The organism is Aphanizomenon flos-aquae FACHB-1287 (assembly GCF_014698755.1).
Lineage (GTDB): Bacteria > Cyanobacteriota > Cyanobacteriia > Cyanobacteriales > Nostocaceae > Dolichospermum > Dolichospermum flosaquae.
Genome location: NZ_JACJTO010000027.1, coordinates 22,113 through 34,448 on the forward strand (window position 1 = coordinate 22,113; position 12,336 = coordinate 34,448).

Below are 12,336 nucleotides of genomic sequence, written 5' to 3' on the forward strand. Positions count from 1 at the left end.
ACATCTATTCATCATTCACTAGGAAGAATAAATATGACTGCAATTACACCTAATGAACACCATGGCCACGGACATGAAGAACATCCAGATTTACGAGTGTGGGGTTTAATCACGTTTCTCGCTTCTGAATCTTTAATGTTTGGTGGATTTTTTGCTACCTATTTGTTTTTTAAGGGGACTACCGCAGTTTGGCCACCAGCAGGAACAGATGTAGAATTATTTATCCCCGCAATTAATACTATCATCCTAGTTTCTAGTAGTTTTATCATTCACTTTGGTGATATGGCTATTAAAAGAAATAGTCTAGGTTGGATGCGTTTTTGGTATTTTATTACCGCGATTATGGGGGCTGTATTCTTAGCTGGTCAGGTTTATGAATACATGAATTTAGGTTATGGATTTACTACCAATGTTTTCTCCAATTGCTTTTATTTAATGACGGGTTTCCACGGGTTACACGTCTTTATTGGCTTGTTATTAATTTTAGGGGTATTATGGCGTTCTTTCCGTCGTGGTCATTATTCTGCTACTAAACATACCGGCATAGAAATGGCGGAAATTTACTGGCACTTTGTTGACATTATTTGGATTATTCTCTTCAGTTTGGTGTATCTTCTCAATATTTTGTAAAAATGGGTAATGAGTAATTCTTAATCACGAATTACTCTCCTTAAATTCATCCTTACTATTCGTCTTCTAACTATAAAATTTATTTTGCACAATTACTTGTATTAATAAATGTCAGCAATATACTTAGTATCTATGTCACAATTGCTGCTAACCTTGTTTGTTCTTTCCCAATATGTTACATTATATTTGATTAGCTTCAATGTATACCTAATTTTGTTATCATAGAGGCATCTTCCTAGATATCATATATCTATGTATCCATGAAGAAAAATCGTAACAATAGTTATTAGTGTCAAATATCATGTAATTTAGATTAATTAATGCATTGTAATTATCTCAGGGTCAAGCTGGATAGTCAAAGACTTAATCAAACTTCTCTGATGAATTAGCTACACTAGAGATGGATACTCATTTTTCAATTCTGAGTTATTCTTGTATTTTGCCTTCATTGGCATATCAAACTAAACCAACTAAATCCAGACCAATTCACATTCCTTAACTAAAAAGCTGCCACTAATCATAATGCCTGTGATTGAGAAAAAAAGAACTCGCGATCTGCCCCAAATTAACGAACGGATTCGCTTCCCGAAAATTCGGGTAATTGACACTGATGGTGCACAACTGGGAATCATAACTCCACAGGAAGCGATACAATTAGCAGAGGAAAAGGAATTAGACCTAGTGCTAATTAGTGACAAGGCTGATCCGCCAGTATGTCGAATAATGGACTATGGAAAATATAAGTTTGAGCAGGAAAAAAAGGCGCGGGAAGCCCGGAAGAAACAGCACACGGCTGATGTGAAAGAAGTGAAAATGCGCTACAAAATAGAAGAACATGACTACAATGTGCGCGTTAAACAAGCTGAACGCTTCCTCAAAGATGGCGATAAAGTTAAGGCTACTGTGATGTTCCGAGGTCGGGAAATTCAACACAGTGACCTGGCCGAAACGTTGCTGAAGCGTATGGCTACAGACTTAGAGCCTTTTGGGGAGCTTCAGCAAGCACCTAAGAAAGAAGGGCGAAATATGATGATGTTGATTTCACCCAAAAAATAATCCCGCCTAATTTGTTTTCATCCCTGATTTAAAGGACGCTTACCCGTCAGAACCCCAAAAGTTTTGACGGGTTCTTTTCGAGGGTCTCTGTCTATCTTATGATAATATTGACATTAAGGCATTATACATCACTATGTTAACATCTGCAATTGATAATAAAAACGCAAGTGCTATCCAAGCCGCACGGGAAGGGGTGGCGGTAAGCGATCGCACTCACTGGGGACGCATACGTATTTCTGATGATGATCGCATTCGTTTTTTACACAATCAAAGCACTAATGATTTTCAATCTCTTAAATCTGGTCAGGGTTGTGATACTGTTATGGTAACATCTACCGCCCGAACGATAGATCTAGTGACTGCCTATGTGTTAGATGATGCTGTTATTTTGTTGGTTTCTCCTAACCGTTGTCAGCTACTTATGCAATGGTTAGATCGTTATATCTTCTTTGCTGACAAAGTTAAGTTAACTGACATCACAGAAGAAACCACCACTTTGAGCCTAATTGGCCCCCAAAGTCATGGGATTATAGAAAAATTGGGCGCTGGTAATTTAATTGGTCAACCTGATGGTAATCACATTTTAGTTGATGGGGTGATAGTTGCAGTAGGTAGCGGGTTAGCTATACCCGGATATACCCTGATTTTGCCCATTGCAGAAAAACAACTATTGTGGGATAAAATACTGGAATGGGGGGCTGTAGAATTGAGCGATCGCTCCTGGGAGATGTTACGAATATTACAAGGTCGTCCCACACCAGATCGGGAACTTACGGATGATTACAACCCCTTAGAAGTTGGTTTATGGCAAACAGTTTCCTTTAATAAAGGTTGTTATATCGGACAGGAAACCATTGCCAGACTTAATACATACAAAGGTGTAAAACAATACCTTTGGGGGATTCGTCTTAGTGCTGCTGCTGAACCAGAAACATTAATTACCATTGGAGAAGAAAAGGTAGGTAAACTTACTAGCTATACAAATACCCCTGATGGTCATTTTGGACTAGGTTACATCAGGAGTAAAGCTGGTGGTGTGGGGTTAAAAGTGCAGGTTGGGGATACAGTTGGAGAAATAGTCTCTATTCCCTTTGTCTCACACGAATACCCATTAACTAATGGCTAATATTCAATTATCCATTTCCTTTACCTGGACACAATTCATCTAGCCAAGACGGAAAAATACTACTATTAGTAGATGAAACACGGGGAATATTTTGGACAGAAATTCCCATAGTTGTAAATCCCTTGTCTATTTGTTCCCTTTCCAGTTCTATAGGTAGCTTCATTGAAGAATGAGGGTGAATCGGTGTAGCTACTGCAATTACGGAAATACCCGTAGCCATTTTCAATAACACCTGTTTTCGTTCTTTAGATACAGGTGAATCCGTCAAGGCCATGTAAGCAGGAAAGGTGCTAATTATCTCATTTTTCGCTGTAAAGTCTTGAGATTTTGATAAATTTAACTCCTGTTCAGGATTGAAATCCAAATACAAAGCCGCTATGATTTGATCAGGATTATTATTTAAATCCAAAATGAAAGGCAAGATTTTTTTTAGCTCTGGTTCTAAAGTAGATAAAGTTGCTAAAATGTAACCAGAAGAAGGACGGCGGATACCATCGTAATCTTTCCAAATTCGCATTTTCACCAGCCAAGAGCGATTTTGTTCATAATAACTCAGCCACTTCGTTTTTAATGATTGACGTAGATGCTGAATATCCATTCATTCCCTCGCTTCTTATTTTGCACCAAATTACGGAATTTAAGTAGATTAACACAATAAAACCAAACTGTGTAAAGAAAAGTAAAATGAAAACTTCTTGACTCTTCTCTCTTGCCTATTTCCTAATGAAACTGATAATAAAGCATTTTCTTGACCCTTTTACCATTTCATAAGACCTCGCGGTAAGTGGGAAACGACACGGGGGGTTTTAACCGCTGTAGTTTTTGGTGCATCTTGACAGCCTCCATATTTTTCGCTAGGATAGTCCCATGGTCAGAAAAAGTAAGCACAATGCTTTCAGCGGAGTGTCTAGTGGCTGTTTGTTACAGCCTTTAAGAGTGAAAATCTCTTAAGAATCTCAGCAGCTAAAGCCGCTGAGAGTGTCAATCTAACTGATTATCAATCCTTTACTTGCTAACCATTCACTATTAAATATTCGTGATTGATAGCGAGAACCACTGTCACACAAGATAGTTACAATAGTATGTCCTGCTCCCAATTGTTTAGCTAAAGCCACAGCCGCGGCTACATTAATTCCCGTTGAACCGCCCATTAATAAACCATCTTTTCTTAATAGCTGATAAACTACACGCAAGGCTTCTGAATCATCAATTTGGATAGCGTCATCAATAGGTGCACCTTCCATATTGGCGGTAATGCGACTATTACCAATCCCTTCAGTAATAGAATTACCTTCTATTTTGATTTCACCGGTTTTGATATAGCTGTATAGTCCACTACCCAAGGGATCAGCAACAATACATTTTACGCCGGGATTTTGTTCTTTTAGGTACATTGCTACACCAGCATAAGTACCACCCGTACCAGTAGAGGCCACCCAGCCATCAATTTTACCATCGGTTTGTTGCCAAATCTCTTTACCTGTGGTTTCATAATGGGCAACACGATTGGCTAAATTATCAAACTGATTAGCCCAAATGGCATTTTCCATTTCTGCTGCAATTCTACCAGATAGTTTGACGTAATTATTAGGATCTTTGTAAGGTACGGCAGGAACGGGACGAACTTCAGCGCCCAAGGTAGTCAAAGCATCTATTTTTTCTTGAGATTGGGTGTTGGGAATAAAAATCAAACATTTGTAACCTTTGACATTGCAAATATGCGCTAGTCCAATTCCCGTATTTCCCGCAGTTCCTTCAACTACTGTACCACCGGGTTTGAGCAGTCCTTTTTTTTCTGCATCTTCGATAATGTACAGCGCTGCACGATCTTTTACCGAACCTCCAGGGTTAAGAAATTCGGCTTTGGCCAAGATTTCACAACCTGTTTCTTCGCTAAAACTGTTTAGACGAATTAATGGGGTGTTACCAATTGTACCAACAAATCCATTTTTGATATCCATTTTGCACATACCTGAGTGTTTACAATTATTTTAATTTTTCCGATGTCTCACTCGTTCAGGACTACCGGTAGGAATTGCGGCAATTAATTTTTGAGTATATTCTTCTTTTGGTTGAAGATAAATACTTTCAGATGTCCCTGATTCGACAATTTTCCCTTGATTCATGACCAAAATGCGATCGCTTAAAAATTTCACGACACTTAAATCATGGGAAATAAAGATATAAGTTAGTTGAAAATCGGCTTGTAATTCTTTCAATAAATTTAAAACCTGCGCTTGTACAGAAACATCTAAGGCTGAAACTGACTCATCACAAATAATAAATTTAGGGTTTAAAGCTAAAGCTCGTGCAATACAAACTCGTTGACGTTGACCACCTGAAAATTGATGAGGGTACTTTTTCATGTCGTCCGCACTTAAACCCACTCTTTCCAACAGTTCTACTACCCTAGCTTGTTGCTGTTGTTGGGAGTTACCGATACCATGAATTAACAGGGGTTCCACAATGGCTTTCCCAATCTTAATCCGGGGGTTGAGGGAACTAAAAGGATTTTGGAAAATAATTTGCATTTCCCGTCGTAAGTGCTGCAAGGTTTTCCCGGTTAGATGAGTAATATCTTGTCCAGCAAACAATATTTGACCGCTCATCGGTTCGATTAGTCGCAGCAAGGTTCTACCTAATGTAGTTTTACCGCAACCAGATTCTCCCACCAATCCCAAGGTTTCTCCAGGAAAAACATCAAAGGAAACGCCATTCACTGCCTTATGATAACGTTTGGTGCTGCCAAATACTCCCCGCACTGGAAAACCGACTTCTAGGTTACTAACTCTCAACAGAGGTTGATTTCTACTAAGATTTGCTAATCTGTCGTTGGTCTCTTCCTTAGTAATTTCCGCTGGTTGTGCGGGTTCTTTAGTCTGAATTGTGACTTTACCAAATTCATCTTCTGTGACACTCATGTAGTCAGAAACAGTCAGCAGTTTGTGGGGACGATGATTAAGATTAGGACGACAAGCTACAAGTCCTTTGGTATAAGGATGTTGAGGATTATTAAAAATTTGTGCTGCTAGACCATTTTCGACAATTTTACCCTTATACATGACTGCTACTTGGTCAGTAATTTCCGCAATTAACCCCAAGTCGTGGCTAATAAAAATCATTGCCATATTGCGACTTCGTTGTAATTCATACAACAATGTCAGAATTGTTGCTTGCACGGTCACATCTAAAGCTGTAGTTGGTTCATCAGCAATTAATACAGATGGATTACAGGAAATAGCCATTGCAATCATAACCCGTTGCAATTGTCCTCCAGATAGCTGATGAGGATATCTTTCCAGCATTGCTTCTTTGTGTTGTTTTACCAACTGTGCTAATTTAAAACTATCTAATTCCGAATAGTTATGATCAAGATACTGTGTTTTAATTTGCTCATCACTAGGTAAAAGGTTAACTTCTTGTAAACCCGCAATTGCGATTTTTTTAGCTGCAATTGCATTGACATTTTGATGTCGCATAATTGCTTCTTGCAACTGAAAACCGATACTATAAACCGGATTTAAAGAACTCATTGGTTCTTGAAAAATCATAGCAATATCACCACCTCGATAAAGCTGCATTTCTTCAGGTGATAATGTTAATAAATCCAGTGGTCGACCATTTGTCCGAGAAAATAAAATTTTCCCTCCAGTCACTTTTCCGGGATATTGCAACAAACCCATAATTGCTAAAGCTGTAACTGACTTTCCACTCCCTGATTCTCCCACTATTCCTAGAGTTTCACCCTGATTTAACTGGAAACTAATATCATCAATAGCTTTTACATTGCTACTGTCACTGATAAATTCAACTTGTAGATTGCGAACCTCTAAAACTGTTTCTTTCATAAAATTGGCAAACAAATTAATTAAAAATGAAAAATGAAAAATGAAAAAACACTTTTAACTCTGTCTCTTTACCTTGGGCTTTTTCTCTGTTATAACTTCTGCAAAATATCTGGTAGTAATTGTCCTGGAAGTTTAGATAGAGCTAAATTTTGTCCTTGGATTCCTAACTCATTATGAAAAACACGAATTATACTGATAATGTAGCCGATTGTTGTTTGATAATTTTCTGTTTCTCTATCAAAGCCAATTAATGCGGACAAATGATTTTCTAAAGCGGCTTGTAAATGTTGAGAGAGTGTTTTTTTATCACCATTAAAATGTACACTTTTCACTAAGTCATGATGAGCTAATGCTAAATTATTATGTGCCATATATAAATCAAAATTTAAAACTAGATTACTAAGTGAGTGAGCGGTATTCACAGCTTCTTGATAAGCATGAATACATAATTTTATAAGTTTTTGTTGATCTTGGCTTGTTGTTTGGGGCTGATTTGCCAAATGCCAATAAGCGATACCCAGATTATTTTGAGTAGCAGCATAACCCTGGGGAACATCAATAGACGTTCGATATTTTAATGCTTCATTGTAAACCTGAATTGCTAAGTGGAGATTTTCCATTGGTTGTTCATACTGAGAAAGATTCCAATAAGCCGTACCAATGTTATTTTGAATCATCCCATATTTTAGGGGTTGATCTGTCGGTTGATAGTGAACAACCGCTGATTTATAAGCAGTAATTGCTTTTGTGAGATTTTCCACAGGTTGATCATACTGTCCTAAATGCCAGTAAGCTGTACCTAGGTTATTCTGACAAGCAGCATATTTTAAAGGTTCTATCTCCTCCTGTCGATAACGTAGTGCTTCACTGTAAGCAATAACTGCAAAATTCCAATTTTCTACGGTATCAGCAAACCTAGCTAAATCACCATAGGCAGTTCCAAGATTATTTTGAATACGGGCATAGGTTTCTGGGTGAGTATCAACTGTAATCAGCTTAAGTCCTAATTTATAAAAATCTATTCCTTGCTGAATATAAATTTTCGACTCTTCAGAATTATCAGGGGCACGGTGTAATATCCAGTAAAGTGTCCCCAAATCATTTAAAATATCTGGAAGTTGTGGAGAATTTTCATCATGACTAATTGCTTCTTGATAAGCTAAAATTGCAATCATTAATTTTTCTACCGTTGCTTGTCCTTGCTCAATCTGCAACCGATAGAAATTACCAAGATGATAATAGGCTTTTCCTAATTCTTCTGCTTTGGATTCTTGAATATGTAATTGTTCAATTTCCCAGAGCATTTGTTGAACTTGATCATAATCATCAGCATTAATTTTTGCCTTAATTAATCCTTGTAATTCTTGGTTAATATGAGCTAAGGTAAATGAACTCTGATCATTAGTAATTTGAGGGGACAGAACCGGAGATTTTTCTGGTATTTCTGTGATTAAATCTGTGGTTTTAGTTACAAACAAATCAGGTTTGTTTGTTAGTTTGGTGTCTTGAGAAATTGTTTCTTCATTAACAATTAAATGAGTCAGATTTTCTCGCTCTAAACTACGGGAATCAGCTACAACCTCTGAATAACCTCGATTATCTATAGTTGGTGTCGGTTCTCCCGCAAAGACAAATACACCGGTGTGACATTGCCAAAATTTGGGTGCTGATTGCTGAATTGCAGATAACCAAGGATGAGAAACCCAAAATAATAAACTAGATTCTAAAAAGTGACTAGATTCATGACCAGATAAATGTTGTTGACCTAAATGGAGATAATTCAAAAATAACCGCTGTATTGCAACTGGTTCTTTAGTGAGCATTTCCACCCCCACAATCTGAAATCCAGGAATTGGTAAGGAACGGAGGGATTCTCTGTTGATCCTCCAATCAGTGGAGGTGGATAATTAGCTAACCATTGATTAATTTGCGCTATAGGATTGGGATCGCTTAAATTTAGACGTAGAGTAACTAACCGTGGATAAGCTGGTGTACTAATGTCTCCACGGACTTGCTGGTATAATACTTTGCCAACTGGATAAGCGAGGGTTGAGTGTAAACGTGCTGCTATCCGGTTTCTTAAATGTAAATCATCACATATAGCAAATAAAATTTGTCTACGTAAACCCAGACTCAGGGTTAGTTTTAGACGTTTATATACTTGCTGATTCAAACTGACGTTTTCTGTGTGTACAGTTTCATTCACACTTGTATTTGGCTGGGTTTTTGCCCTTTTTTCTGTATACATCCCGACTGAATAAATTAAATTAAGTATTAATGTCACATCTCATAATTTGGATTTTCCCGGAGATGTTTTCTTGTTCAGGATGAATCAAGTTTTACGAGCTAGAATGTCAAAAAAAGACTATATTATCTTTTTATTTCGGCATTCTAACAAAAAATCAGGTTCTTGATCAATATCAGAACCTGAAATCAGGAAAAGTTAAAATTTAAAGGACTGTTTTCCAATTAACTAACATTGGAAACAGTGAAAGCCACAAAGATTACCCCTGCGACTAAAAGCATGGCTACAACTCCTAAGATAATATAATTACGCTTTTGAGAGTTTGTTGGAGGTTCGGCTTGATAAACTTTGGGCTCTTTAGCAAAGTTATTGAGCCGACCGCCTTCTTCACTTGTATAGGGCATGAAGTAATTCCTTGTTATGTTTGTTGATTTAATGTTACATAAATTTTACATCACTCTCATAAAAATAGACAAATAGTTACTTGAATTAAAATTCCTAGTATTTTGGCTGATATCTTGACAAAATAGACATTTCATGGTTGATTTTATACTATTTTGTTTGACCTGACTACTAATTCAGGAATATCTCTATACTAATGTCATTATAAATACATTCAGCCTTTTTAACTGCGTTGGAGTCAGTGCTACTATTTTGTTGTGCTGGGGGCTTTTTTGTGCCTATTTTTTTATACTTTGATTATCTCAAATATTGTTACATTTTGTCTTTAACTGCCTGATTATTGGTTATAAATGTTAATCTTTAATTCCTAAAGCAAAAGCCTGGATGATTTTTAATATTTGTTTTTTAGGTTACAATAGAGAATACACTTTAATCAGGTGATTATCATGACAAAATCTACACCGCAAAGGGTTGTCCGTCGTGGTCGAGTATTTCCCGAAATTCAGTGGACTCAAGAACAAAAAGCTCAGGAAAAAGCGAGAAGACAGGCTTTTTCTGATCGTTGTTGGGCAATTTTTGAGCGGTTAAAACCGGAAATACTCGATAAATACTATGGTTGGTATATTGCTATTGAACCTGATAGTGGGGATTATTTTATTGATCAGGATCAAGAGGTAGCTAGTAAAATGGCCAGAGAAAAGTATCCTCATGTCATTCATCATATTTATGGCATTAATGAAACGGGAGTTAGTGGCAGAATATGATTGAGGGTAGATTTGGAGATAAAGGTCAAATTTATTTGGAAATTGATTTAATTGATGGAGATAATTTCAGTTTTCCTGTAGAAACAATGTTAGACACGGGATTTACTGAATATTTAGCCATGAATAAACAAGATGTACAAAGTCTTGATTGGCCTTTTTTAAGACAAAATAAATTAAGAACTGCTCAAGGAGAAACTGATTTTGATGTTTATCATGGTAGGGTAATAGTAGATGGTCAAGAGTGGGAAATTCCTGTATTTGCTGGAGATGAAATTCAGGAAATTTTACTGGGTTCTCGATGGTTGAAGTTGTTTGTTTTAGTTGCTAATTATGGTGAAGATAGGGTAAGTTTAGAATTGATTTAATTAAGATTTTTTATTAATAAAAAGGTGGATTACGGGTTGTATCTAGAACGAAATAGCCCTGGGTGGTAATTGCCAGAATATTTGGTCTTTATTCCAAATTTTAGGGCTAGGATGCCTAAAAAGACAATATAATTAGATTTAGGGACTTCCAAGAAATAAATTATCCTGATTAACGAACCACAGAGGCGCAGAGGACACAGAGGAATAAGGGTTTGAGAGATTTTTGTGTTAGGTGGTTGAGTATTTTTTTATTTGGAAGTCCCTTAACAAATTACTGATTTTATTAACGTTGCTTTTTATGCCCAAGCATGATCCCGCAAAATTAAAAAAAGTATCTATTAGTCTTCCCTTTGGTATAGGTTCTGCGGAATGGGAAGCTGACACAACGGAACGAAAAGCCGCTTGGTCGTTATATGTGGAACTGGTAACGCGTATTGCTGTCCAGTCTTTAGAAGTTGACCAGGGGTTAGTGCGAGAAGCGTTGAACTCTCTGTATAGTTTATTCGGAACTACCCGTGAAGTTCTCAAAGCTGCTGGACCTGATGTGGGTGCTTCTAAAAACTCAGTCGGGGGTATTGCTATTGCGGTGCTGAATAATGGGTTAAGACCATTTTTAGCTAAATGGCATCCTGTGTTACAGGCTTGGGAAGCAAGACGACCTATAGGGGTGAGTCCCAAGGAACATGAGGTAAGTTGGTCAGAAGAATCAAAATTGCGAAGTGAGTTGGCTGCTTTGCGAGGTGGTTTGGAACAGTATGCGAAGGCGTTGGCGATTATTGCAGGTGTGGAGGAATAAAATGGAAAAATATGATGTTTTTATTTGCCACAATAGCAAAGACAAGCCAGAGGTAGGAAAAATTAAAAGCATTTTGCAAAGTCAAGGAATCAAAACGTTTTATGATGAGGATAACTTAATAGCATTTAAAAAATGGAAAAAACAACTCCAAGATCATATTAGTGAAGTTAAAGCTTTCCTTGTCTTTATTAGTAATAATGGTATAGGACCAATACAACACGAAGAAATTGATTTCTTTTTAAAAGAAGTTTTGCCAAAAAACTCTGAAATTCAAACAGGCTTAGTTATCCTACGCAACACAGGAGAGGGAATAATAAATACCGTAAAAAACAGTTATCCAGAATTTAAAGACTTTCATTATTGTGATTTTCGTAAAGAAGAACTTAACCCAATGAACAAACTGATTTCTGCTATTACTGGAAGAGACCCAGAGTCACAGTCTATAATAACTCAGCCTAAATCACTCACCAAAACTCCTCAACAACCACCTCATGCAGATAGTATTAGCTCAGAAGGCATAGACTATAGAGAACTCACTGAACTATTATCAGAAAGTAAATGGGAAGATGCTTGGGAAAATGCTAATTATCTGACTTATAAACTTATGCTCAATGCTGTAGGTAAAACTCAGGGGGATCAATTGACCAAGGAAGACGTAAAAGATTTTCCATGCACAGACCTCTACAAAATTGACAAATTGTGGGTAGAACATAGCAATGGTAAATTTGGATTCAGCATCCAAAAAGAAATTTATTTAAGCGTTGGTGGCAAGCCTGATGGTATATTCAATCAAAGTATCTGGAGAAAGTTCAGCGATCTTGTTGGATGGGTAGGAAAAGATGCAAATGGCTGCAACTTTTTTTATAACTCCGAGGAAGAATTTACTTTTGATATTTCAGCACATAAGGGTCATCTTCCTGTGTTAATTGAAGATTATCAGGAAATTATTATAGATATCTTCGCTCGTATTGAAGCTTGTCCTCAATTTAATAAAGGTCCTTTAAAGCTTCTCAACTCACATCTTGGTTTTCAGCCAGACACTTCAGCAATTAAGGCTGTAGAGATTATTAACTCACTGCCTAATATTTAGTTACCCATATTAAT

At 37.0% G+C, this 12,336-nt stretch carries 11 protein-coding genes and 1 pseudogene; 7 read left to right on the forward strand and 5 right to left on the reverse strand.

Features of this window, described 5'->3' with window-relative positions:
* Positions 1-33 precede the first annotated feature (33 nt).
* The 3 genes from H6G44_RS13490 to ygfZ all read left to right on the forward strand — a co-directional run bounded on the left by H6G44_RS13490 (position 34) and on the right by ygfZ (position 2,812).
* Positions 34-630 (forward strand): cytochrome c oxidase subunit 3, encoded by a 597-nt coding sequence (locus H6G44_RS13490; protein ID WP_190386991.1) that lies wholly within the window; start codon positions 34-36, stop codon positions 628-630.
* Between the two features lie 522 nt (positions 631-1,152).
* Complete coding sequence (infC, locus tag H6G44_RS13495; RefSeq protein ID WP_015083285.1) at positions 1,153-1,686, forward strand: translation initiation factor IF-3; 534 nt, start codon at positions 1,153-1,155, stop codon at positions 1,684-1,686.
* 133 nt (positions 1,687-1,819) lie between these two features.
* Entirely contained in the window at positions 1,820-2,812 is a 993-nt protein-coding gene (gene ygfZ / locus H6G44_RS13500) for a CAF17-like 4Fe-4S cluster assembly/insertion protein YgfZ (protein WP_190386992.1), read from the forward strand.
* 7 nt (positions 2,813-2,819) lie between these two features.
* Here ygfZ and H6G44_RS13505 read toward each other — a convergent pair whose 3' ends face one another.
* The 5 genes and pseudogenes from H6G44_RS13505 to psb34 all read right to left on the reverse strand — a co-directional run bounded on the left by H6G44_RS13505 (position 2,820) and on the right by psb34 (position 9,309).
* The gene (locus H6G44_RS13505; protein ID WP_190386993.1) at positions 2,820-3,410 is read right to left on the reverse strand and encodes a DUF5331 domain-containing protein; all 591 of its coding nucleotides are present in this window, start codon (positions 3,408-3,410) and stop codon (positions 2,820-2,822) included.
* Positions 3,411-3,798: 388 nt separating this feature from the next.
* A complete protein-coding gene (locus tag H6G44_RS13510; protein WP_190386994.1) occupies positions 3,799-4,773 on the reverse strand; it encodes a cysteine synthase A in 975 nt (324 codons plus the stop codon).
* Positions 4,774-4,803: 30 nt separating this feature from the next.
* The gene (locus tag H6G44_RS13515) at positions 4,804-6,660 is read right to left on the reverse strand and encodes an ABC transporter ATP-binding protein (RefSeq protein ID WP_190386995.1); all 1,857 of its coding nucleotides are present in this window, start codon (positions 6,658-6,660) and stop codon (positions 4,804-4,806) included.
* Positions 6,661-6,749: 89 nt separating this feature from the next.
* Positions 6,750-8,908: pseudogene (locus tag H6G44_RS13520) on the reverse strand (tetratricopeptide repeat protein).
* Between the two features lie 221 nt (positions 8,909-9,129).
* Entirely contained in the window at positions 9,130-9,309 is a 180-nt protein-coding gene (psb34, locus tag H6G44_RS13525; RefSeq protein ID WP_190386996.1) for a photosystem II assembly protein Psb34, read from the reverse strand.
* 444 nt (positions 9,310-9,753) lie between these two features.
* On the opposite strand from psb34, the gene H6G44_RS13530 reads away from it, so the two are divergent.
* From H6G44_RS13530 to H6G44_RS13545, 4 genes are all read left to right on the forward strand, one after another.
* Complete coding sequence (locus H6G44_RS13530; RefSeq protein WP_190386997.1) at positions 9,754-10,071, forward strand: hypothetical protein; 318 nt, start codon at positions 9,754-9,756, stop codon at positions 10,069-10,071.
* A complete protein-coding gene (locus tag H6G44_RS13535) occupies positions 10,068-10,436 on the forward strand; it encodes an aspartyl protease (RefSeq protein ID WP_190386998.1) in 369 nt (122 codons plus the stop codon). The genes H6G44_RS13530 and H6G44_RS13535 overlap by 4 nt, the downstream gene beginning before the upstream one ends.
* A 298-nt stretch (positions 10,437-10,734) precedes the next feature.
* Positions 10,735-11,232, forward strand: a complete 498-nt coding sequence (locus H6G44_RS13540) for a hypothetical protein (RefSeq protein ID WP_190386999.1) — start codon at positions 10,735-10,737, stop codon at positions 11,230-11,232.
* A 1-nt stretch (position 11,233) separates the two neighbouring features.
* Positions 11,234-12,322, forward strand: a complete 1,089-nt coding sequence (locus H6G44_RS13545; protein WP_168653422.1) for a GUN4 domain-containing protein — start codon at positions 11,234-11,236, stop codon at positions 12,320-12,322.
* Positions 12,323-12,336: the final 14 nt, after the last annotated feature.